The following is a 23,082-nucleotide window of genomic DNA, read 5'->3' on the forward strand; positions in this document are numbered from 1 at the left end:
CGGCGGTCAGCCGAGCGGCGCTCAGCCGAGCAACGGGCGCTGCCGTGTCCGCTGCCGCTCGTACGTCTCCCGCGCCGCGCGCGTGCTGTCGAGCGTCGACACCTCGGCCACGGGCACGTCCCACCAACCCTCGCCGTCCGGGCCGTAGACGAGCGGGTCGCTGTCGACGTGGATGAGGGTCGCCCTATCGGACCCCTTCGCCTTCGATACGGCTGCGCGTAGCCGGCCGATCGCATCCGGTCCCGGCTCCACCACGATGACGTCGACGCCGTAGCTTCGCGCGTTGGCCGCAAGGTCGACAGGCAGGACCTCGTCGCCGTCGAAGCCGCCCTGCGCGTCCTGACGGCGGTAGCGCGTGCCGTACCGCTCCGAGCCGACGGTCTCGCTCAGATGACCGATCGACGCGTATCCGTGATTCTGCACGAGGACGACGATGATCTTGATGCCCTCGGCGACGGCGGTGAGCAGTTCGGTGTGCAGCATCAGATAGGAGCCGTCGCCGACCATGACGATCACATCCCGGTCGGGGGCCGCCCGCTTCACTCCGAGACCGCCCGCGATCTCGTAGCCCATGCACGAGAACGCGTACTCGACGTGATACCCGAGCGGGTCCCGCACCCGCCATAGCTTGTGGAGGTCTCCGGGGAGCGAACCGGCCGCCTGCACGACGACGTCGCGCGGGTCGCTGGCGTCCTGGACCGCGCCGATGATCTCCGGCTGACCGGGGAGGTCGGCTCCTGAGCCGCGGAAGGCGGTGTCGACCGTGTCGTTCCACCCGGCGGTGAGGCGTCGCAACTCCTCCGCGTAGCCGTCGGAGACCCGGTAGCCCGCGAGCTGCTCGCGGAGCGCCAACAGGGCCTCCCGCGCGTCGGCGACGACCGGCAGCCGGGAGCCGTGCTTGTAGGCGTCGAAGGAGGCGACGTTGATGTTGACGAACACCACGTCGGGATTCTGGAACGCGGTCCGGCTGGCGGTGGTGAAATCGCTGTACCGGGTGCCGATCCCGATCACCACATCCGCCGTCGCCGCGGCGCGGTTGGCGGGGATGGTGCCGGTCGCGCCGACGCCTCCGAGATACTGAGGGTGGTCCCAGACGAGGGAACCGCCGCCGGCCTGGGTCGTCCCGACCGGGATGCCGGTCGCCTCGACCAGCTCGCGCAGCGCGTCCTCCGCCGCCGAGTACAGGACGCCGCCGCCGGCCACGATGAGCGGCCGCGACGCTCCTCGGATGGCGCGCACAGCGCGCGCCAGCGCTCCGCGCTCGGGCAGCGGCCGCCGCAGATGCCACTCCCGGTCCTGCAAGAACTCGATCGGCACATCCAGCGCCTCCGCCTGCACGTCCTCGGGCAGGGCGATCGTCACAGCGCCCGTCTCCGCCGGGTCGGTGAGCACGCGCATCGCTTGGAGGGCGATGGAGTAGAGCTGCTCGGGCCGCTGGACGCGGTCGAAGAAGCGGGAGAGCGGGCGGAACGCATCGTTGACGGTGATGCCGGTGTCGTGCGGCAGCTCCAGCTGCTGCAGCACGGGATCGGCGACCCGGGTCGCGAAGGTGTCGCTGGGGAGCAGCAGGGCCGGGAGGCGGTTGGCGGTGGCCAGCGCGGCGCCGGTCAGCATGTTCGCCGCACCGGGACCGACGGATGCCGCGCTCGCCATGGTGCCGAGCCGCCGCCGCATCCGGGCGTACCCCACCGACTGGTGGACCATCGCCTGCTCGTTGCGGGCCTGGTGATACGGCATCAGCCCCGGCTGGTCGTGCTCCAGCTGTTTGAGGGCCTGCCCGATCCCGGCGACGTTGCCGTGCCCGAAGATCCCGAGAGTCCCCGCGATCGTGCGCTCGCGGTGCTCGCCGTCGACCGTCCACTGGTGCGCGAGGAACTCGACGAGGGCCTGGCTCACGGTCATCCTGCGGGTCGTCATCGATGGTCTCCACTTCGGTCGGTCGCCGGCAGGTAGGGGAGGCGCGGGTCGACCTCCTGGCCCTCCCACGTCGCGCGCACCCAGCCGTGAGCGGGGTCGTCGCTGATGTTCCACACGCGCTCGGGGTCGGGCCCCGCCATCACGTTGAGGTAGTACAGGTCGTACCCGGGCGCCGCCATGCAGGGGCCGTGCCAGCCGTGCGGGACGAGGCCGATGTCACCGGTCCTCACCTCTGCCAGGGTGTCGATCTCGCCGGCTTCGGAGGAGTACGTGCGCAGGTAGCCGAAGGCGTCGGGATGAGAGGGGACGGCGGCGTTCCGCGCGGACCGCGAGACGGCGCTCTCGAAGTAGTAGATCTCCTCGAGCCGCGATTCGCTCTCACTCCGCACGTCGTGCTTGTGCGGCGGGTACGACGACCAGTTCTCGGCGGGCGTGATGACCTCGCAGACGATGAACCGGTCGGCCGCGAGCGTCTGCGGCGTCCCGAAATTGTGCACCTGGCGACTGGAGCGACCCGCCCCGCGCAACTCGACGGGCACCTCGTCCCGCCGGATGTGCCGAGCGGGATAGGCGACCGACGCCGGAGCCTCCGCCACGGCGACCCGGCCGCGGCCGCGGATCGACGCTGCGGTCCCGGTCCCGAGGTACAGCACGTCCGTCGGGCCCGCGAAGACCGAAGGACGCCCGGCGAGCTCGGTCGAGCTCCCGTCGTGGCTCACCGTGAACGACCCGTGGAGCGGGATGATGAGCCGCTCCACCGACCCCGCTGCGAGCGACGACTCGTCCTCGTCCGTCAGTTCGGCGATTCGCAGCCCGGTGTGGTGCCATCCCGGAATGCGGTCGTCGACCACCGACTCCCATCCCTCCCGCGCCAGGTCGCCGCGGGAGAAGAACCACTCGTTCCGGCGCGTCATCGGGTGAGCCGCGCCCGGTCGGAGGTGTGGACGAGAGCTGCGGCCCGGTCGACGGCCGCGGACACATCGTGATCGGAGGGGTAGATGAGGCTCCGCCCCGCGACCAGCCCCCGGACGCCGGGGAGCCGCAGCGCGCCCTCCCAGAGCTCGAACACCTCGTCGTCGGCGGTCCGCGCCTCGCCGCCGAGCAGCAGGGTGGGAAGGGTCGTCGCCGCCATGACGCGCTCCATGTCGGGTACGACGGGCAGCTTCAGCCAGGTGTAGACGGAGGACGTGCCCAGCCCGGCCGCGATCGCGACGGATCGGATCACGGCGTCCGTGCTGAGGTCGTTGACCACCCGACCGTCCACCCAGTCGCAGATGAACGGTTCGAGCATGATCGGAACCCCCGCCGCTGCCGCCTCGTCGACGGCACGCGCGTTGGCCTCGATCGTGGCGGCCGAACCGGCGTCGGCGAAGTTGATGCGGAGGAGGGTCTTGGCGAAGTCCAGGCCGTCCCGCACGATCCCGGCGACGTCGTAGGCGGTGAAGCGGTCGTCCATCTCGAAGGTCGCGTGCCGGAGACCGCCGCGATTCATCGAGCCGACCACGATCTTGTCGTCGAGGAGGCCGAGCAGCGCCAGGTCGTCGATGATGTCGGGAGTCCCGAGCACCCCGTCCACGCCCGGCCGGCTGAGCGCCGTCGCGAGACGATCGAGCAGGTCGTACCGGTCGGCCATCGCGAGATCGTCGCCGCGGATGCCGAGGGCGCCGCGGGCAGGGTGATCGGCGGCCACGATGAAGAGCCGGCCGTCGTCCCGGATGATCGGACGACGCCGACGGGCGGCCAGGATGCTGCGCAACCGCGCCGGGTCCTCCGCGCGGGCGCGCCGCAGACCGTCGAAATCGGCTTCGCTCAGACGCCCGCCGTCCACGGCGACGCCGCTCTCATAGCGCAGCATGCGCGCCCCCGACCAGGAGGGCGTCCACTTCCGACGTCGTCGGCATCGCGGTCGAGCACTCGCGTCGGGAGGCGACGATGGCGCCCGCCACGTTCGCGAAGGTCAGGACGCGTTCGAGGTCCCACCCCTCGAGGAGTCCGTGGCACAGGGCCCCGCCGAAGCCGTCTCCCGCGCCGAGGCCGTTGACCACGGTCACCGGGAACGGCGGGACTTCCACCATCTCCGTCGCGGTCTTGGCCAGGACCCCCTTCGGCCCCTGTTTCACGATCGCGAGCTCCACGCCCCGTTCGAGCAGCGCATCCGCGGCCCGCACAGGGTCGGTCTCGCCGACGGCGACCTCGCATTCCTCGCGGTTGCCGACGGCGACGGTGACGTGGGGGAGTGCGCGTTCGATCTCGGCGGTGGCGCGCTCGGCCGAATCCCAGAATACGGCGCGGTAGTCGAGGTCGAGGACGGTGAACTCCCGCCGGCCTCGGGCCTGCCACGCGCGATGGTGGGCGCCGCGGCTGGGCTCCTCGCTCAGCCCGGTGACGGTCGCCCAGAAGACCCGGGCCCGGGCGATGGCGTCGAGGTCGAGGCCTTCGGCCGTCAGCGTCAGATCCGGTGCCTTGGGTTTCCGGTAGAAGTAGATGGGGAAGTCGTCCGGCGGGAAGATCTCGCAGAAGGTGACGGGGGTCGGAAGCCCGGGGGCGATGCCGACGAAGTCGTCCGAGACGCCCAGCCGGCGCAGTTCGCGATGCACGTAGCGTCCGAACGGATCGTCTCCGGTCGCCGACACGAGTGCGGTCGGGTGGCCATGGCGGGCGGCTGCGACGGCGACGTTGGCCGCGCTGCCCCCGAGGTATTTGCCGAACGTCGTGACGTCTTCGAGCCCGACGCCGTCCTGCAACGGGTAGAGGTCGACGCCGACCCGCCCCATCGTCAGCACGTCGTAGGTGCCGGAGGTCGTTTCCTGGTTCACGCGGCCTACGATACTATGTCCTGACAAGAGAACATAGTCATTCCATCAGCAGGACGCTGGCATGCGGCGCCAGGAAGTGGTCCATCACCAGTTCCGCCGCACCCTGGGCGGCGATCTGCTCGCTCAGGGCCGAGCCGACGACGGCGAGCGAATCCCGAGGCACGACGAGTTCGGCTCGCACGGATTCCTGGAGCACGGGCAGGAAGGCGGCACTGAGCCGGCTCCAGGTCGGTCCGCCGAGGACGACCCGGGGCACATCGAGGAAGTTCACGAGCACCCCGATGCCGACGGCGACGCGCCGGGCAGCCCGGTCGAGAAGGTGGGAGGCCGTCGGGTCCCCGTCCGCCGCCAGGCGGGTCAGTGTCGTGCAGGCGTCGTCGAGCGCCAGGTAGTCCTGCAGATCGGGGAGGGGGAGGAGGCCGGCCTGGGCCGCCTGGATCACGAGCGCCTCCGGCACGCAGGCCGCCGCCATGCCGCCGCGCCGACCACCCCAGCCGAGGTCCTCGGCAGTCGGATCGACGAGGATGTCGCCGATCTCGCCGATGTTGTTGCTGTCGCCGCGGAGCACCTGACCGCCGATGACGACGGAGGCTCCGACTCCTGAGCCCAGATAGATGAAGAGGAAGTCGGGACTGGCCGAGTTCCGCAGCTCTGCCGTGGCCGCCGCGGTGACGTCTTTGTCCAGGAGCACGGGCATCCCGGTGGCGTCATGCAGATCGGCTCGCAGGTGCACATCGTGCCAGGTCGGCAGCTGGGGCGGTCGCAGGACCACTCCCGCCCGAACGTCGAGCGGGCCGGGCACGGCGACCCCGAGCCCGAGGACCTTCTCGCGGTCGATCCCGAACTCGCGGATGAGGCGACCGGCGCTGACGGCGATGAGTGAGGTCAGTTCGTTCGGGCCCGCGGTCTGCGGCATGCGCAGCTGCTGCCGGTGGCGCACCTGGCCGGCCACGTCGACCAGGACGAGGGTGAGCAGGGCCGGGTCGACGTGGACGCCTACGGCGAAGGCGCTGTCGGCGTTGACCGTCAACGGGATGCTGGGCCGGCCGCGGATGACCTCGGTGGGCTCGCTCTCGCGGACCATGCCCGCGTCGATGAGCCGCCGTGCGATGTTGGAGACGGTCTGCGAGGCCAGGCCAGAACTGCGCTGGAGTTCGGCCCTGCTGGTGCCGGGTTCGCGTCGGATCAGGTCGAGGATGACCGCCTGGTTGTAGTCGCCCAGGCGCGGGAGGTTCGTGCCTCGAAGCATGCCGCCCTCCCGTCCGGACCGTGGGCCGCGCGGCATCCGTTGCCGCGTTCGCGGATTAGTCTATCGAGTAGAGTCGCCGGGAACAGATCGCGAGGTCGAACAGGCGGCCGCTGGTTCGGGCTCTTGACGGCCTGTGACAATATGTCCTAACATTCGGACCAAGGTTTGTCCCATCGAATAGGCAAAGTAGCCAAAGGGGCAAGCAGGAGAGGCACCGCAATGAAGCGCACCCGCGTGATCTCCGCTCTCGCCGTCGCCATCGTGGCACTGGGCGGGCTCAGCGCCTGCTCCCCCGGCGGCAGCAACACCAGCGGCGGACCCGTGACCATCTCGGTCATGGAGTACCAGCAGACCCGGATCGACTCGATGAAGAAGCTGCTCCCCGGCTTCGAAGCCGCGATGAAGAAGCAGGGCAAGGACATCAAGGTCAAGCTCGTGGCCGACGTCCTGACGGATGACCAGTTCAAGACCAAGATCACCCAACAGCTCATCGCCGGGCAGGCGCCGGACCTCATCGACATGGGGGACAGCCTGGTCCCCGGTTTCGCCGGTGCGGGTTACCTCGCGCCCATCGACGACTACCTGAACAAGTGGGACGGCTGGAAGCACTTCTACCCGCAGTTCAAGAAGGCGATGGTCCGTCAGGACGGACACATCTACGCCCTCGTGCACGACACCGGAGTGCAGAACCTCTTCTACCGCAAGGACATCCTCACCTCCCTCGGCATCGACACCAGCCAGCCGAAGACGTGGGACGACCTGATCTCGCGCCTCGAGCAGATCAAGGACAAGACGGGTGACACCCCGATCGTCCTCCCCGCCGGCACCGCCTGGGGCGGTGGCGCCTGGAACGAGGGCTTCCAGCCCATCCTGGGCGGCACCGACAAGGACTACTACAGCCTCAAGTCGGGCAAGTGGGATCTGAAGAGCAGCGGCTTCCCGGCTGTCTTCGACCTGTACAGCCAGCTCTACACCAAGGGCCTCCTGCCGGTGCAGGACCTCGAGAACCCCAACCCGTGGGAGCCCACGAAGTACGTCAAGTTCCCGGCGGGCAAGATCCAGGTCGCGGCGCAGGGCACCTGGGGATGGAAGTACGACTGGGGCCCCGAGGGCGCCACGCCCATCCCGGACCTGACCACCAAGGTCGACACCTGGCAGTACCCGGCGCTTCGCAGCGGCGACAAGCCCTTCGGATGGAGCGGCCTCGGCTTCGGCTACGCCACCCCGGCCAAGTCGAAGCACAAGGACGAAGCGATGCTCCTCGCGCAGTACCTCACCAGCGGGACGCCGCTCGCGGACCAGCTCGTCGCCTCCGGCGCCGCTGCTCCCCGCGACGACCTCGCCGGGGTGAAGCCGTACGCGGACGAGCCGAAGCTGCTGCAGGCGGGCAAGGACCTCGCGACGAGCGTGTACGTCCCGACCGGGGACGGATCGGACCAGATCGCGCAGGCGATCGCCACCTCGACCGAGCTCATCCTCAACGGTAAGGCCGACGGCAAGCAGGCGTACGAGGCATTCGTGAAGGATGCCACCGACCTGCTCGGCCCCAACCTGGTGAAGTAGTGACCTCGTTCACCGACGTACCCGTCACGGCGACGGCGGCCACCCGGTCGCCGTCGCCGCGGCGGCGCGGAAGGCGGCGCTCGTGGCCGCTGCTGCTGATCCTGCTCGGGCCCGCGGTCGCGCTGATCCTGCTCTTCATCGTGGTCCCGGCCGGATACGGCATCTACCTCAGCTTCACGAACACCCAGCTCACCGGCTTCGCCGCCCGCGATCCGAAGTTCGTCGGCCTCGACAACTACTCGTACCTGCTGACCAGCGCCGACTTCCTCTCGTCGCTCGGCCACACCGGCCAGTTCGTGCTGTACTCGGCGATCATCGGGCAGACCGTGCTCGGCATGGTCGCGGCCATCCTCCTCAGCCGCCCGTGGGTGCGGGGAAAGGGCGTCTTCGGCGCCGCGATCCTGATGCCCATGGTGGTCCCCGAAGTCGTCGCGTCGCTCGCCTGGGCGAGTGTGCTGTCGAACGGTGCCGCGGGCACGCTCAACCAGCTGACCGGGATCTTCGGCGCCGGCCCGACCGACTGGCTGCAGGTGGTTCCGATGGCGTCGATCATCACGGTCAACATCTGGCGCGGCATCGCCTTCGCGATGATCATGTTCCAGGCGGCCCTCGAAGACGTGCCGGTCGAACTCATCGAGGCCGCCAGGATCGACGGAGCCCGGGCGCTGCAGGTGTTCCGGTACGTCACATTGCCGCTCATCCGCGGGCCGGTGTTCCTCTACCTGCTGCTGACGACGATCAGCACGGTCGGCGTGTTCGGCCTCGTCTACTTCCTGACGCAGGGAGGCCCCGGCGGTCAGACGCGTCTGGCCGCGATCTACATCTACGAGCGCGCGCTGCAGTTCTCGCAGGTCGGCATCGGCAGCGCCGCGTCGATGATCCTCCTGGCGATCGTGCTGGTTCTCGGAGTCGTCTACGTACGGCTCGCGAAGGTCGAGGTGTGACATGACGTCCCTGACAAGTCGTCCCGCCCAGCCGCAGGCCATCGCTCCCGAACGGCACTTCCGGAAGCGCCCCCTGACCCCGGTCGACCGGATCCAGCGGGTCCTCGGCTACGTCCTGCTCACGATCCTCGCTCTGTTCTGCCTGGTGCCGTTCGCCTGGGTGGTGCTGAGCTCCGTCGACGGGCACGCCGGGCCGAACGTGCAGCTTCCGGCGTGGACGTTCGAGAACTTCGTGCGCTTCTTCACCAACTCGGGCACCCCGCAACTGCTCATCAACAGCCTGATCATCGGGATCGGCGCGACCGCGCTGAACCTGATCCTCGGCGTCGCGGGCGGCTACGCCCTTGCGCGCTACAACTTCCCCGGGCGCCGGACTTTCATGTACGGCATCCTGCTGATCCGGGTCATCCCCGCGCCCGCCACGATCGTGCCGCTGTACCTGATCATGGTGAACCTCCAGCTCACCGATACCCTCGTCGGGCTCATCCTGGTCGAAGCGGTGCTGCAGCTCCCGATCACCCTGTGGTTGCTGAAGGGCACGATCGGCGCCGTGCCGATCGAGCTCGAGGAGGCGGCCTGGGTCGACGGCAACACCCGGTTCCTCGCGATCTGGCGCGTCGTCCTCCCGCTCATCGGGCCGGGACTGGGCGCCGCCGCGATGCTGACCTTCATGAACGTCTGGGGCGACTTCCTCACCCCGCTCGTCATGCTGCAGAGCCAGGACCTGTACCCGCTGTCGATCGGCCTGTTCCGAGCGTTCAGCGAGCACAACCAGGTCGACTGGGGACTGCTGGCCGCCAGCGCCATCGTCTACGTCGCCCCTCCCGCCATCCTCTACGTCTTCGTGCGCAAGCACCTCCTCCGCTCCAGCCTCGGTGGCGCGGTGAAAGGATGACCAGTTCTATGACCGATCCCACCGAAGCAGGAGGTTCGGCGGACGGCCGGCTGCCGGTCGTCGTCGTCGGCGCGGGCGCCATGGGCGGCGAATGGATCCGGATGCTCGCGCGATCGCCGTATGCGATGGCCGTCGGCGTCGTGGACCTCGACGTCGAGCTGGCGGCCGCGACCGTCGCGTCCGCCGGCCTCGACGGCGTCGTCATCGGCTCGTCCGTCGCGGAGGTCGCCGAGCGGGCGGATGCCGCTGCCGTGATCAACGTGACCGTGCCGCAGGCGCACCGGGTCGTGAACGAGCAGGCGCTGCGCGCCGGCCTCCCCGTGCTGTGCGAGAAGCCGTTGGCGCCGACGGTCGCCGAGGCGCTCCGCCAGGTGGCGCTCGCTGATATCACCGGAGAGCTGCTGATGGTGAGCCAGTCCCGCCGCTACTTCAACCACCTGGCGGCGTTCCGTCGTGCCGTCGCCGCCCTCGGGCCGCTCTCGACCGTGAACGCGCAGTTCTTCCACGCCGACCATGAGCCCGGATTCCGGGAGCAGATGGCGCACCCGCTGCTCGTGGACATGTCCATCCATCACTTCGACCAGCTGCGCTCCCTGACGCGCGACGAGCCCATCGCGGTCCGCTGCAGCTCGTGGAACCCGCCGTGGAGCTGGTTCGCCGGTGACGCCGCGGCGTCCGCCGAGTTCGAGCTGGCGTCGGGCGCGCGGTTCGTCTACGCGGGAAGCCGCTGCACCCCCGGATCGCAGACGTCGTGGAACGCCGACTGGCGGGTCTGGGGCGAACAGGGTTCCGCCTCGTGGGACGGCGACGACGTGGTGCGGGTGGAAGCCGACGGTGTCGGCATCGATCTTCCGGACGGCCGCGAGGGCATCGAGGGATCCCTCGAAGAGTTCGTGACGGCGCTGCGTGCGGGGGCCACGCCGCAGAACGAAGTGCGCGCGAACGTCCTCAGCCTGGCGATGGTCGAGGGGGCCATCCGCAGCAGCGAGCGCGGTGGTGAACGGGTGGTCCTCGCCGATCTCCTGGAGGCGTCGCTCGCCGACGCCATCGCCGACGAGCGCAGCGACGACGTCGCCGCACTGCTCGCATCATGGACCAGCGCTGCCGAGGGCATCGCCACACCGGCCTGGGGCTCCGCTCCGGCCACGATCGCGTCAGGAGGCGCCCGTTGACCACTACCGAACCGATCCGAGTCGTCGTCTGGGGCGAGAACCGGCACGAGCAGGTGAACCCCGTGGTGCGCGGGATCTACCCCGACGGCATGCACACCACCATCGCGGACGGCATCACCGCCCTCCTCGGCGACGATGTGACCGTGTCGACGCGCGTGCTCGACGAGCCGGAGCACGGCATGACGGAGGAGACGCTGGCCGCGACGGATGTGCTCCTCTGGTGGGGGCACACCGCTCACGATGAGGTGGACGACGAGGTCGTCGACCGCATCCACCGCCATGTGCTGGAGGGGATGGGCATCATCGTGCTGCACTCCGGGCACCACTCCAAGATCTTCCGCCGCCTCATGGGCACGACCTGCAGCCTCCGCTGGCGCAACGACGCCGACCGCGAGCTGGTCTGGACCATCGCGCCGCGGCATCCCATCGCCGAGGGCGTTCCCCAGCCGATCGTCATCCCGGGCCAGGAGATGTACGGCGAGTTCTTCGACATCCCCGAGCCCGACGAGCTCGTGTTCATCAGCAGCTTCTCCGGCGGGGAGGTGTTCCGGAGCGGCGTCACGTACCGCCGCGGCTACGGCCGGGTCTTCTACTTCAGCCCGGGCGACGAAGTGTTCCCGGTGTACCACCAGCCGGAGGTGCAGCGCGTGATCGCGAACGGCGTCCGGTGGGCGCGGCCCGAGCGTGCGCGCGAGCCCTACGTCGTGACGCCGATGTACCTGACCGGGGAGTTCGACCGCCCCGTCCTGCCGTCGCCCGACGGCCTCGTCGACTACTACACCCGCGAGCCCATCGCTTCGCAGAAGAGCTGAGCCCGACGGAAGAGTCCCACCCCGAGGAGGGCCGGGCGCGGCGTCACCGCGATCCGCTGTGCGACGGCGATCCGCTGTGCGACGGCGCGTCGCGTCGCGCTCACCCTCCTTCCGTTCGAGATGCTGACCGTGACCGTCCGCGCGTTGCCCGCCGCGGTGTGAAGGAGCCCTGTGCCTGAGACCGTCCACTACCTCGATGACATCGGGCCAGGGCGGGGCCGCCGCCGCGCGCCCCGCTCCTGGCTGCACACGGACGCTCCGACGCTGACGCTCGACGGCGACTGGCGCTTCCGTCTGCTCGCTGGCGTGCCCGGCTCTCTCGGTGCCCCGGATGCGCTGCCGCCGGGCGAGTCGGAGGAAGCGTTCGCCGACCCGGCCTTCGACGACTCGGGCTGGGACGAACTCCCTGTGCCCAGCCACTGGGTGCTCCACGGTGACGGACGATACGGTGCTCCGCAGTACACGAACGTGCAGCTGCCGTTCCCCCAGGACCCTCCCTTCTCTCCCGATGAGAATCCGACCGGTGACCACCGCCGCACGTTCGAGCTGCCGGCCGGCTGGCTGGATCGTCGCGAGTATTCTGCGGTCGTCTTGCGCTTCGACGGGGTCGAGTCCCGCTACCGCGTCTGGCTGAACGGGGAGGAGATCGGCGTCGGCACCGGCTCGCGGCTCGCGCAGGAGTTCGACGTGACGGAGGCGCTCCGCGAGGGTCTCAACACCATCGCGGTCCGAGTCCACCAGTGGTCCGCATCGACGTACATCGAAGATCAGGACCAGTGGTGGCTGCCCGGCATCTTCCGGGAGGTCACCCTGCAGGCACGGCCTGTCGCGGGGATCGAGGACGTCTGGATCCGCGCAGAGTACGACCACCGGACGGGAGAGGGGACGCTGCTCACCGAACTCGTCGCGGAGGCGGCGGCCTTCCCTGTGCGTCTGCAGATCCCGGAACTGGACATCGCCGTCGAGTGGGCGGACGCGTCCGCGGTCGCGCCGATCCGCATCGATCGGGTGGAGCCGTGGACGGCGGAGAGCCCCCAGCTCTACGACGCGACGTTGGTGGGCGGGGACGGCGCCGAGACCATCAGCCTGCGCCTGGGCTTCCGGACGGTCGAGATCGTGGGCGACCGCTTCCTCGTCAACGGTCGGAGGGTGGTGTTCCATGGGATGAACCGGCACGAGACGCATCCGGACCTCGGCCGGGGCTTCGACGAGGAGTTCGTCCGGCGCGACCTCGAGCTCATGAAACGGCACAATGTGAACGCCATCCGCACGTCGCACTACCCGCCGCATCCTCGCGTGCTCGACCTCGCAGACGAACTGGGGTTCTGGGTGATGCTCGAGTGCGACATCGAGACCCACGCCTTCCACCACGGCGGCAGTCAATTCGAGCCGGGCACCGACGAGTGGATGGACAACCCCAGCGAGGATCCCGGCTGGCGCGCGACCTACCTCGACCGCATCGAGCGGACGGTGGAGCGCGACAAGAACCATCCGAGCATCGTGATGTGGTCGCTCGGCAACGAGTCCGGCACGGGGGCGAACCTGGCGGCGATGGCCGAATGGGTCCACGCGCGTGACGCGGGCCGGCCGGTCCATTACGAAGGCGACCACGCGGGCGACTACACCGACGTCTACTCGCGCATGTACGCCTCCATCGCGGAGGTCACCAGCATCGGCGCCGATTCGACCGCCCTGCTGCTGAATGCGTCCGCAGCCCAGTCGGCGCGTCAGCGGACGAAGCCGTTCCTGCTCTGCGAGTACGTGCACGCGATGGGGAACGGCCCCGGGGGGATCGACCTCTACGAGGGCCTCGTCGACCGCTACCCCCGGCTCCACGGCGGTTTCGTATGGGAGTGGCGGGATCACGGCATCCGGACCCGAACGTCCGACGGGGTGGAGTTCTTCGGGTACGGCGGCGACTTCGGGGGCGACGGAGTGCATGACGGCCACTTCTGCATGGACGGCATGGTGCTGTCCGACGGCACCCCGACTCCCGGTCTCGCGGAATTCGCGGCCGTCACGGCGCCCATCCGCTTCGCGATCGAGGTCGGCACGGGGAGCGTGACCGTCCGCGTCAGCAATCTGCGCCATTCTTCGGACGCGGGCGACCTCGTCTTCCCGTGGCGGCTGGAGAGCGACGGGGAGCTGCTGACGGACGGCATTCTGGAGGTCGCGGGTGAGGACGGGCGACCTGTTCGCGCCGGCGAGTCCGCGGTCGCGGAGATCGCCCTGGGCGACCGCGTAACCGGATCCTCGGGCGAACTGTGGTTCACGGTCACGGCGGCGCTCGCCGCCGACACCGCCTGGGCCCCCCGAGGTCACGTCATCGCCGCGGCACAGGCGCCGATGCCGGTGGGCCGGGTCGCAGGGCAGCCTGCATCGCGGGGAGCAGGGACCGGCGCCAAGCGCGCGAGTCGCACGGAGCAGCGGGATGCGACGGGCCGCTTCGCGCTCGGACCGGCCGAGTTCGAGCACGGCACGCTGGTGGCGCTGGGCGGCAGGACGGTCGCGGGACCGCGCCTCCAGCTCTGGCGCGCTCCGACGGACAACGACGGCGGATCGCACCTGGGGAGCTACGACGTCAGCGACCCGATGGAAGGGCGCGGGTCGGGCATCCCCGGACCGTCGTACGCGTCGCTCTGGCGCGGGGCGGGGCTCGACCGGTTGACCGGCCGCGTCATCGGGCTGGAGCGGACCGCCGGCGGACTCGCACGGCGTACCCGGTGGGCGGCGGCGGACACCCGGGAGTCGGTCGTCCTCGACGAGGCGTGGGAGGCCGATGGCGATGACGTCCTGCTCACCCTGCAGATCATCCCCAGCTCCCGCTGGTCGATCGTCTGGCCGCGGATGGGTGTGCGGTTCGACCTGCCCGTCGATGTGGACGAGGCGGCATGGTTCGGCACCGGGCCGGGGGAGTCGTACCCTGACTCGCGGCGGGCTGTGCTCGTAGGCGCCTACCGCGCGGGGATCGACGAGCTGACCGTGCCGTACGCGTGGCCCCAGGAGAGCGGCCACCGCAGCGATCTGCGTCGCCTCGACCTCCTGAGCGCCGGGCACGACTGGCTGCGCGTGGTGGCCGAGCAGGATGTGCGCGGCCGCAGACCCGGGTTCACGCTGGCACGGCACACCGCCGAGGAGGTCGCCGCCGCGGCTCACCAGCACGAACTGGGAGATCCTGTCGCGAGCTACCTCTACCTCGATGCGGCCCAGAACGGCCTCGGATCGCGCGCCTGCGGTCCCGACGTCTGGCCGGATGCGCTGCTGCGTCCGGAAGCGCGGTCGCTCGCGCTGCGTTTCACCTCCCGCTGATACCGACACCCTCCCCCGACGATGGAGCGAAAGTGACGACCACCGACCTGCCCGCCGACGTGTTCCTCCACCTCACGGCGGGCGGCGTGAGCGTGGTGCTCGACGCCGCCGCCGGCCGGTTGCCCGCGGTCGTGCACTGGGGTCCGTTCCTCGGGCCTCAGAGCAGCGACAGCATCCGCGCGCTCGCCGCCGCCGTCGAGGAGCCCGACACCGGCAACGTGGTCGACCAGGCGGTGCGCGTGGCCCTGCTGCCCGAGCACCATGCGGGGTGGGAGGGGCGGCCTGGCGTGATCGGACATCGGGGCGGTGCCGACTGGTCCCCGCTGTTCACGGTGGCATCGATCGACGTGGCCACGGAAGCAGGGGGCGACGTGCGTCGTGACGGCCGCCTGGTGGAGGTCGGGCCTGCCACGGCGACCTTCCGCGCCCACGACACGGTGGCCGGTCTGGAGCTGACGGTGGAGTTCGAGCTGCTGGCCAGCGGGCTCGTGCGCACCCGAGCCGCGATCGCCAACGTCGGTTCCGGCGTCTACGAGGTCTCGGAGCTGAATGTCGCCCTCCCCGTGCCGACGCGCGCGCGGGAGATACTCGACTTCGCCGGTCGCTGGAGCAAGGAGCGCATCCCGCAGCGCCGCGAACTCGTCGTGGGCATCCACGAGCGCGAGGGGCGAAAGGGGCGCACAGGTCCCGACGCCGCCACGGTGCTCAGCGTCGGCGTCCCCGGCTTCGGCTTCCAGCGTGGAGAGGTCTGGGGCATCCACGTGGCCTTCAGCGGCAACCACCGCCACTACGCCGAGCGGCTGTCGACGGGGGCGCAGGTGGTCGGTGGAGGCGAGCTGCTCCTGCCGGGCGAGATCCTCCTCGAGACGGGCGGGAGCTACCGCGGCCCCTGGGTCTACGGTGCGTACGGCGACGGATTGGACGACCAGGCGCACCATTTCCATCGATACCTGCGCGCGCGACCGACGCATCCCCGGCGCCCCCGGCCGGTGACCCTGAACGTCTGGGAGGCCGTCTACTTCGACCACGACCTCGACCGGCTGCTCGGCCTCGCCGACCGTGCGGCCGCGGTGGGCGTGGAGCGTTTCGTGCTCGACGACGGCTGGTTCCAGGGGCGCCGCGACGACACCAGCGGTCTCGGCGACTGGGTGGTCGACACGCAGGTCTGGCCGGACGGTCTCGGACCGCTGATCGACCATGTCCGCGGGCTCGGGATGGAGTTCGGGCTCTGGTTCGAGCCGGAGATGATCAGCGAGGACAGCGACCTGGCTCGCGCGCATCCCGAGTGGATCATGCAGACCGGTGGCCGACTGCCGCTCCGCTCCCGCAACCAGCAGGTGCTCAATCTCGGAATCGCGGAAGCGTTCGACCACATCCTGGACCGCATGACGGCGATCCTCACCGAGTACGACATCGCCTACATCAAGTGGGATCACAACCGCGACCTCATCGACGCCGGGACGTATCCGATAGGAGCAGCAGGCGTTCACGAACAGACCCTCGCCGCGTACCGGCTGATGGACGAGCTGAAGCGCCGGTTCCCCGGACTGGAGATCGAGTCCTGCTCGTCGGGCGGCGCCCGCGTCGATCTCGGGGTGCTGGAGCGGACCGATCGCGTGTGGGTCAGCGACTGCGTCGACCCGCTCGAACGCCAGCAGATGAACCGTTGGACGATGCAGCTGCTCCCTGCCGAACTCCTCGGGTCGCACGTCGGGTCACGGGTGAACCACACCACCGGTCGTGACCTCGCGCTGTCGTTCCGCGCGGGTACCGCGGTGTTCGGACACTTCGGGATCGAGTGGGATCTCGCACGGGCGACGGACCGCGACCTGCACGACCTGACCGAATGGGTGCGCTTCCACAAGGCCCACCGAGCACTTCTCCACACCGGCGAGCTGGTGCGCGCCGACCCGGTGGACCCCGCTTTCCAGCTGTACGGCGCGATCGCGTCGGACAAGGCCGAGGCGGTGTTCTTCCTCGCCTTCCTGGGGCGCCCGAACGAGTCACCGCACGGCCGCTTCACGATTCCCGGTCTCGATCCGGACACCCGCTATCGCGTGGCGCCGGTCGTCGTGGGCACCCCCGATCCGGGTCGCGCAGACCCGCTCTGGTATGCCGACGGGAGGGGGACGGTGCTGACGGGCCGAACTCTCGCCGCGGTCGGTCTCCAGGTTCCGCGGTCGCTGCCCGAGCGGGTGGTCGTGCTGCACATCTCCGCGGTGTGAGGCCCTCCGTGAAACGCCCCTCCCGCCGCTGACCGCATCAGGAGGGCGCGATGACCTTGTTCTGGTAGGCCCAGGCCACCGCCTGGAGACGCGAGCGCACCCCCAGCTTGGGCAGGAGACGCGCCATGTGCGACTTGACCGTGGCCACCTCGATGACGAGGGTCCCTGCGATCTCGTCGTTGGACATCCCCTGCGCGAGGAGGAGCAGGATGTCCCGCTCGCGCGGCGTGAGGATCTTCAGCGCGGCGGTGGCGTCGAGAGGCTGCAGCCGTCGCCGGTGGACGTACTCGTCGACGATCCGGCGCGTCAGCGTGCGGTCCAGCGTCCCGTGGCCGTCGGCGATCGAGCGGATGGCGCGGACGAGCTCGTCCGGCTCGGAGTCCTTGAGGAGGAAGCCCGCGACGCCGGCCTCCAGGGCGCGGAACACGTAGTCGTCGATATCGAAGGTGGTGAGGATGAGGATCGCCGGGCGCGGGCCGTCGAGCTCCGCGATCCGGTTGGCGACCTGGATGCCGTCCATCAACGGCATGCGGATGTCCAGGCAGATCACGTCGGGGCGCAGTTCCGACACCAGGCGGAGTGCCTCCATCCCGTCGGCGGCTGCTCCGACGACCTCGAGGTCGGGCTCCGCCTCGACGAGCGCCGAGATGCCGGCGCGGGCCAGCGGTTGATCGTCGACGACGAGAACCCGGATCACACCGCCTCCTCTCCGAGGGCGACGGCATCCGAGTCGGGCCGGTCGCGGGGCACCCGCATCCGCGTCTCCCAACCGCCGTCCGGTGTCGGCCCGTATTCGAGGGTTCCGCCCACGAGCTCGGCCCGCTCGCGCATCCCGACGATCCCGAAACCCCTCGAGCTGCCGGCGCGGGCCACCGGACTCGCCGTGGGCACGGCCGGGTCGGTCCGGACCGTGACCGTCAGATGCCGATCGTCACGATCGTCGATCGTCACCACGGAGGCGGCGGACGCCGCGTGGACCACCGCGTTCGTCAGCGACTCCTGGACCATGCGGTAGACGGCGAGCTGCCCCAGCGGTCCGACACCCGAGCCGAGCAGGCGGGAGGGGCGCGGCAGCACCTCGAGGTGGACGGGATTGCCCGCAGCCCGAGGCGCGTCGAGCAGGGAGGGGAGCGTTTCCAGGGTCTTGACGGTGTCGGTGGCCTGATCCTGAGTGCGCAGAAGGCCGACCAGTCGCCGAAGGTCGGCGAGCACCGCCATGCTCTGCGATCGGACCTGTCGGATGCTCTCCCGGGCGGCATCCGGGCGGGTCTCGATCTGACGCTCGATCGCGGACGCCATGAGGGCGATGGCACTCAGGTGATGGGCGGCGATGTCGTGCAGCTCCCGGGCCATCGCCGTGCGCTCCTGCGCCAGCGCCTCTCCGACGAGCGCCTCCCGCTCGCGTTCGAGCGCCAGGACGGTCTCCTGCTGCGACGTGCGTGCCGCTCGCTGCCCCGCGATGGCGAGCGAGACCAGGAGCGGTCCGCCGACCACGACGAAGGCCTGCCCGAGGGCGGCGCCGACGGCCAGGAGGAGGGATTCTTCGCCGGTCGCGACCGTGTCGATCAGATGTCCGGCGAGCACGGCGGCAGCAGACGCCGCGGCCCCCAGGACCAATGGGCCGCGCGCGGGCATCAGTAGACCCGCGCGGAAGACCGCGACGACGACCGGCACTGCGGAGATGGTGAACAGCGGACCCGGCGCCACCAGCGCCACGACCACCGGTATCGCCGAGACCGCGATCAGGATCGTCATCGGCCACCTGCGCTGGAGGATGAGCAACGCGGACTGCGTCGTCATCGCCGCGGCGAGGACGATGAGAGCGGGTATGGCCACCGTGTCGACGCTGTCGAGCATGCCGGCGGAGGAGGCCGCGAACGCGGCCGCCAGCGCGACAGCGGAGAGGACCGCTGTCGCGCCGGCTGTGACGATCTCCGAGGCGCGAACGTGCCGCAGGACCGCTGTCATGAACCGATCATAGGTCGGCGTGCGCATCGGCCCGACCGGCGTCGATGGACGTGGAGGCGGGGAGCCCGAGACGACCACGTGTCGTCACGATGATCGCCGCCGCGGCGACCGCCGCACCGGCGGCCATCGCGATCAGCGGGAGCTCCCCCTCGATCGTCGGGAAGAGCTGCGCCCACATCACCGAGGCGAACGTGTTGACGCTCACGTGCATCAGCATCGACAGCGGGAGACTCTGCCCGGTGCGGTTGAACACCCACGACATGACGATGTTGAAGAAGATGCAGAACGCGGCGAAGACGAGCGGCCGCCACCACGACGCGTGCGGATATCCGCCCCAGTCCGTCAGGAAGAGGGGCATGTGCCACAACGCCCACAGCGGCCCGAGGATGAAAGCGGCCCGCAGCGGGGAGAACCGGGCCTGCAGCCGGGGCAGCGCGAAATCGCGCCAGCCCGGCTCCTCCGCGAGCCCGGTGGTCACGAACTGGAGCAGCAGGACGGGGACGAACGCGACGAGGGCTGCGGTCGTCGGCGAAGCGATCCGGCCACCCGAGAACACGAGCCCGGTCAGGAGCATGGCGGCCGGCACCCCCAGCAGCGTGATCGCATACCAGCGAGCGGGTACCCGCCACCTCCACAGTCGCCCGGCCCACGCGCGGAGTCCCGGGCGGCCTGCGACAACGGCAGTGACGAGGAACGCGGAGGCGATGGGCCCGAGGTAGGCGCCCGGGAGGACGCCGGAGATCTGGCTGCTGCCCAGGACCTCCGGGAAGCGGAAGGCCCAGACGCCGAGACCGTTCTGCGACAGCACATAGGGCAGCCAGGCGGTCCAGCTCAACAGGTTCGCGAGCACGAAGAACACCAGCAGAGGGTGCGCTCGCACGAGGCTGCGAAGCCCTGGACGCTCCGGGCCGGCCGGAGGGACAGCGCCTGCCGCCGGGAGGGCGGGGCGATTCGTTGTCGATGGCGTATTCATGCTGTTCACGCTAGAAAGCGCCGCCGCACGCCTCTAGCGGCCGAAGGCGCTGATCCCTGGATTGCATCCAAAGGATGAACCGGGACTCCGCAGTCCTCACCATTGCGCATTATTACTGCAAGTTGCAGAATTATCGAACCACTCGTCGTACGTTCAGAGAGGAACACTATGAAGAGGATCATCCCCGCGGTCATCGCGTCGCTCGCGCTCGCCGCAGCGGCCGTGATCGCGCCGGCGATCGGAGCGGCGCCGACACCGCCCTCCACCGCAGGAACACCCGGCTGGACCGCGCTCGCCGCGGGCTCCGAGCCGCAATCGAACCCGCTCAAGGGCTTCATCCCGTACCAGGGGTCGTACTCGGCTTTCCCGTACACGATGGAATGGGCCTACTTTCCGGTGAACGCCGTGATGAGCGGGCCCAACACCTTCAACTGGTCGTCGGTCGACAGCGTGCTCAACGACATCGCCTCGCGCGGGCACCAGACGGCGTTCCGCTTCTACCTCGACTATCCGACGAAGCCGAGCGGCATCCCGCAGTACCTGCTCAATGGCGGCCTGGTGACGCACTCCTACAACGACTACGGCAACAACGGCGTCAGCGTCTCGCCGAACTACGACGACCCCAACCTGCGCACCGCCATGGACCAGTTCATCGCCGCGCTCGGCGCCCGGTACGACGGCGACGCCCGCGTCGGCTTCGTCCAGGCGGGACTCCTGGGCTTCTGGGGCGAGTGGCACACCTATCCGTACAACGGGACGAACGGCCAGCCGGACTGGTTCGCCTCGAGCGCGACGCAGGGCGAGATCCTCAACGACTTCGTCAATGCGTTCCACACCACGAAGCTCGAAGTGCGGCAGCCGAACAGCCAGAACGCCTCCCTGCCGATCGGCTACCATGACGACTCCTTCGCGCTGGAGACCAAGACCAGCTCGCTGGGATGGCACTTCATGGACAACATGGCGGCCGCGGGTGCGACGAACAAGTGGAAGACCCAGTCCATCGGCGGGGAGCTGCGACCCGAGCTCCAGTCGTGCATCTTCAGCACGTCCGGCTGCCCGGTCATCGAGGACGGCGGGGACAACGACTTCCCCGGCAGCGTCAGCCAGACCCACGTGAGCTGGCTGCTGAACCAGTACGCCTTCCAGACCGGCTACTCGTCGTCGGACAAGCCGCGTGCCCTCGCCGGCGCGCAGTCGATGGGCTACTCCCTGCGGGCCACGGAGGCGCTGGTGCCGGCGACGATCGCGACGGGGAGCAGCCCTTCCGTCGGGATCACGATCGCGAACATCGGGATCGCGCCGTTCTACTACAGCTGGCCGATCACCCTCGCGCTGGTGGACGCGTCGGGCGCGATCGTGAAGACGTCGACCACGTCCTGGCACGTCTCCGACATCGCGAGCGGGGCCTCCGCCCAGTTCACGGGGACCTTCCCGACGAGCGGCGTCGCGAACGGCACGTACCGGATGGTCGCCCAGGTGACCAACCCGCTGTCGGGCGGCGCGCCGATCCGGTTCGCCAACGCGACGCAGGACTCGGTGAAGTCCGGCTGGCTCACGCTCGGCACGACGACCATCTCGACCGGCGGGACGACCGCCGCCAGTTACGAAGCGGAGTCCACGTCGAACACGCTCACCGGCACCGCGGTCGTGGCCTCGTGCTCGGGATGCTCCGGCGGCTCGAAGGTCGGCTACGTCGGCAACGGGGCGACGCTCGCGGTCAACGGAGTCACGGGCGGGGTGGCGAGCTTCCGCATCGCGTACGCCTCGGCTGTCGCCCGGACCGCGACGGTCAAGGTCGACAACGGCACGGCCACGTCGGTCAGCTTCCCGGCGACCGCGGACTGGAACACCGTCGGCACGGTGACGGTGAACGTGGCCATCCCATCCGGCTCCGGGCACACGATCACCATCGCCAACCCGACGGGATGGGCACCTGACATCGATCGGATCACCACCGGCTGACAGCCACGACGGCCTCGGGGAGTGCGCTCGCATCCCCGGGGCCGTCGTCGTTCAACCGCGGAGCAGCGCCTGCGTCTCCGACGGGTTCGGGAACGACTCGCGCTCGCGCACGGCTCCGTCGAGCACAGCGGCGAGGTGGTCGGCCGCCAGGCTGATGCCGCCCATCGCGACCGCCTCGGAGCCGAGCGTGGAGGCGACGACGGTCGGGGCAAGCGGCACGATCGACCGCAGCGATTCTTTGAGCCGTGGCAGGAAGACGTCGGCGCTCGGAGAGCTTCCGCCGCCGACGATCAGGAGTTCGGGATCGATCGCCAGCGTCATCGCGGCCGCGCCGGTGGCCAGGTCGTCGGCGAACTCCCGGACGGCCTCGACCGCCGCGGGGTCGCCCGAGCGCGCCAGGTCGAAGATCTGCTCCCGGCTGGGTCGCGGGCTGCCCAGCACCGCGGCTCCGTACTGCTCGTTGAGCTCCGCCCAGCGCAGTTCCGGCATCTCGCCGACGATTCCCGCCGCGCCGTGGACGCCGCGGTGGACCCGCCCGTTCACGATGGAGGCGCCACTCGTGCGGGCGCCGCAGAGGATGTAGACGACGTCCGTATGACCGCGGGCGGCTCCGATCGCGAGCTCCGCCTGGGCGCCGAGGGCGACATCCCCCTCGACCAGCACGGCCGCGTCGTACTCGCGCCGGAAACGCTCGCGCAGGTCGAGCCCGATCCACCCCGGCATGCCGGTGCCGCCGAAGTGAAGCACCTGGCCCGCCGTGCTGATGGCACCGGGGGAGCCGATGGTGACCGCCCACAGGTCGGCTCGCGTGAGGCCGAGCCCGTCGAGCAGGTCGTCTCCGACCTGGAGTGCCGTCGCGATCCGCTTCTCGGCGGCGTCCGACTCTGCCGTCGCCGTTGTGCGGTGGCCGCGCACCTGCCCGGTCAAGTCGGTGACGACGGCGTAGATGTGGTTGGCGCCGATGTCGAGCGCGAGGAAGTGCCCGAGTCCGGGTGCCGGGCGATACGTGGCCGCCGGGCGCCCCAGACGGCCGGCGGGGGAGCTGTCCGACGCGACGACCCAGCCGGCGTCCGTCAGGTCGGTGATGATCGCGTCGATGGCCGTGCGGGACAGCCCGGAGTCCGCCGCGAGGTCGCGCATCGTCTGCGGACGCTCGAGCACCGCGCGCAGGATGCCCCACGAGTTCATCCGCCGCAGCAGGGAGCGGCTGCCGACGGCGGGTTCGACACCGCGGATAAGGGCCTCTCGAGCCATGTGATCCTCACTCTTGCGCTTTA

The 23,082-nt window shown here is 70.0% G+C and carries 17 protein-coding genes; 8 read left to right on the forward strand and 9 right to left on the reverse strand.

The window, feature by feature from the left end:
* Positions 1-21: 21 nt before the first annotated feature.
* From iolD to J2Y42_RS06800, 5 genes are read right to left on the reverse strand one after another with little or no spacing between them, the layout of a single operon-like run.
* Entirely contained in the window at positions 22-1,917 is a 1,896-nt protein-coding gene (gene iolD, locus J2Y42_RS06780; protein WP_309856114.1) for a 3D-(3,5/4)-trihydroxycyclohexane-1,2-dione acylhydrolase (decyclizing), read from the reverse strand.
* Complete coding sequence (iolB, locus tag J2Y42_RS06785) at positions 1,914-2,831, reverse strand: 5-deoxy-glucuronate isomerase (RefSeq protein WP_309856116.1); 918 nt, start codon at positions 2,829-2,831, stop codon at positions 1,914-1,916. Before iolB ends, iolD begins: the two co-directional genes overlap by 4 nt.
* Complete coding sequence (locus tag J2Y42_RS06790) at positions 2,828-3,772, reverse strand: deoxyribose-phosphate aldolase (protein WP_309856118.1); 945 nt, start codon at positions 3,770-3,772, stop codon at positions 2,828-2,830. The genes iolB and J2Y42_RS06790 overlap by 4 nt, the downstream gene beginning before the upstream one ends.
* A complete protein-coding gene (gene iolC, locus J2Y42_RS06795; protein ID WP_309856119.1) occupies positions 3,759-4,733 on the reverse strand; it encodes a 5-dehydro-2-deoxygluconokinase in 975 nt (324 codons plus the stop codon). The genes J2Y42_RS06790 and iolC overlap by 14 nt, the downstream gene beginning before the upstream one ends.
* A 37-nt stretch (positions 4,734-4,770) precedes the next feature.
* Positions 4,771-5,982 carry an ROK family transcriptional regulator gene (locus J2Y42_RS06800; protein ID WP_309856120.1) on the reverse strand — a complete coding sequence of 404 codons (1,212 nt, stop codon included), beginning with the start codon at positions 5,980-5,982 and terminating at the stop codon, positions 4,771-4,773.
* 219 nt (positions 5,983-6,201) lie between these two features.
* On the opposite strand from J2Y42_RS06800, the gene J2Y42_RS06805 reads away from it, so the two are divergent.
* From J2Y42_RS06805 to J2Y42_RS06835, 7 genes are all read left to right on the forward strand, one after another.
* Complete coding sequence (locus J2Y42_RS06805) at positions 6,202-7,545, forward strand: extracellular solute-binding protein (RefSeq protein ID WP_309856121.1); 1,344 nt, start codon at positions 6,202-6,204, stop codon at positions 7,543-7,545.
* The gene (locus J2Y42_RS06810) at positions 7,545-8,489 is read left to right on the forward strand and encodes a sugar ABC transporter permease (protein ID WP_309856122.1); all 945 of its coding nucleotides are present in this window, start codon (positions 7,545-7,547) and stop codon (positions 8,487-8,489) included. The genes J2Y42_RS06805 and J2Y42_RS06810 overlap by 1 nt, the downstream gene beginning before the upstream one ends.
* 1 nt (position 8,490) lies before the next feature.
* Complete coding sequence (locus J2Y42_RS06815) at positions 8,491-9,384, forward strand: carbohydrate ABC transporter permease (RefSeq protein WP_309856123.1); 894 nt, start codon at positions 8,491-8,493, stop codon at positions 9,382-9,384.
* Between the two features lie 8 nt (positions 9,385-9,392).
* A complete protein-coding gene (locus tag J2Y42_RS06820) occupies positions 9,393-10,556 on the forward strand; it encodes a Gfo/Idh/MocA family oxidoreductase (protein WP_309856124.1) in 1,164 nt (387 codons plus the stop codon).
* Positions 10,553-11,368, forward strand: coding sequence for a ThuA domain-containing protein (locus J2Y42_RS06825; protein WP_309856126.1), 816 nt, complete (start codon positions 10,553-10,555; stop codon positions 11,366-11,368). Before J2Y42_RS06820 ends, J2Y42_RS06825 begins: the two co-directional genes overlap by 4 nt.
* Before the next feature lie 171 nt (positions 11,369-11,539).
* Positions 11,540-14,677 carry a glycoside hydrolase family 2 TIM barrel-domain containing protein gene (locus tag J2Y42_RS06830; protein ID WP_309856128.1) on the forward strand — a complete coding sequence of 1,046 codons (3,138 nt, stop codon included), beginning with the start codon at positions 11,540-11,542 and terminating at the stop codon, positions 14,675-14,677.
* 32 nt (positions 14,678-14,709) lie between these two features.
* Positions 14,710-16,902 carry an alpha-galactosidase gene (locus J2Y42_RS06835; protein ID WP_309856129.1) on the forward strand — a complete coding sequence of 731 codons (2,193 nt, stop codon included), beginning with the start codon at positions 14,710-14,712 and terminating at the stop codon, positions 16,900-16,902.
* 37 nt (positions 16,903-16,939) lie between these two features.
* On the opposite strand, the gene J2Y42_RS06840 is transcribed toward J2Y42_RS06835, so the two are convergent.
* The 3 genes from J2Y42_RS06840 to J2Y42_RS06850 are packed head-to-tail and all read right to left on the reverse strand — an operon-like array spanning position 16,940 to position 19,750.
* Entirely contained in the window at positions 16,940-17,599 is a 660-nt protein-coding gene (locus tag J2Y42_RS06840) for a response regulator transcription factor (protein WP_309856131.1), read from the reverse strand.
* On the reverse strand, positions 17,596-18,870 hold the full coding sequence (locus tag J2Y42_RS06845; RefSeq protein ID WP_309856132.1) for a histidine kinase: 1,275 nt from the start codon (positions 18,868-18,870) through the stop codon (positions 17,596-17,598). Before J2Y42_RS06845 ends, J2Y42_RS06840 begins: the two co-directional genes overlap by 4 nt.
* Before the next feature lie 7 nt (positions 18,871-18,877).
* Positions 18,878-19,750 carry a type II CAAX endopeptidase family protein gene (locus J2Y42_RS06850; RefSeq protein ID WP_309856133.1) on the reverse strand — a complete coding sequence of 291 codons (873 nt, stop codon included), beginning with the start codon at positions 19,748-19,750 and terminating at the stop codon, positions 18,878-18,880.
* 261 nt (positions 19,751-20,011) lie between these two features.
* On the opposite strand from J2Y42_RS06850, the gene J2Y42_RS06855 reads away from it, so the two are divergent.
* The gene (locus J2Y42_RS06855; RefSeq protein WP_309856135.1) at positions 20,012-21,805 is read left to right on the forward strand and encodes a DUF4832 domain-containing protein; all 1,794 of its coding nucleotides are present in this window, start codon (positions 20,012-20,014) and stop codon (positions 21,803-21,805) included.
* Between the two features lie 51 nt (positions 21,806-21,856).
* Here the strand turns inward: J2Y42_RS06855 and J2Y42_RS06860 are convergent, their stop codons facing one another.
* Positions 21,857-23,059, reverse strand: coding sequence for an ROK family transcriptional regulator (locus J2Y42_RS06860; protein ID WP_309856137.1), 1,203 nt, complete (start codon positions 23,057-23,059; stop codon positions 21,857-21,859).
* Between the last annotated feature and the right edge of the window lie 23 nt (positions 23,060-23,082).

Source organism: Leifsonia sp. 1010, from assembly GCF_031455295.1.
Lineage (GTDB): Bacteria > Actinomycetota > Actinomycetes > Actinomycetales > Microbacteriaceae > Leifsonia.

Coding starts and splice junctions, on each gene's coding strand:
- iolD (WP_309856114.1), bottom strand. CDS start 1,917: ATGACGACCCGCAGGATGACCGTGAGCCAGGCCCTCGTCGAGTTCCTC.
- J2Y42_RS06790 (WP_309856118.1), bottom strand. CDS start 3,772: ATGCTGCGCTATGAGAGCGGCGTCGCCGTGGACGGCGGGCGTCTGAGC.
- J2Y42_RS06845 (WP_309856132.1), bottom strand. CDS start 18,870: ATGACAGCGGTCCTGCGGCACGTTCGCGCCTCGGAGATCGTCACAGCC.
- iolB (WP_309856116.1), bottom strand. CDS start 2,831: ATGACGCGCCGGAACGAGTGGTTCTTCTCCCGCGGCGACCTGGCGCGG.
- J2Y42_RS06815 (WP_309856123.1), top strand. CDS start 8,491: ATGACGTCCCTGACAAGTCGTCCCGCCCAGCCGCAGGCCATCGCTCCC.
- J2Y42_RS06820 (WP_309856124.1), top strand. CDS start 9,393: ATGACCGATCCCACCGAAGCAGGAGGTTCGGCGGACGGCCGGCTGCCG.
- J2Y42_RS06860 (WP_309856137.1), bottom strand. CDS start 23,059: ATGGCTCGAGAGGCCCTTATCCGCGGTGTCGAACCCGCCGTCGGCAGC.
- J2Y42_RS06855 (WP_309856135.1), top strand. CDS start 20,012: ATGAAGAGGATCATCCCCGCGGTCATCGCGTCGCTCGCGCTCGCCGCA.
- J2Y42_RS06805 (WP_309856121.1), top strand. CDS start 6,202: ATGAAGCGCACCCGCGTGATCTCCGCTCTCGCCGTCGCCATCGTGGCA.
- J2Y42_RS06800 (WP_309856120.1), bottom strand. CDS start 5,982: ATGCTTCGAGGCACGAACCTCCCGCGCCTGGGCGACTACAACCAGGCG.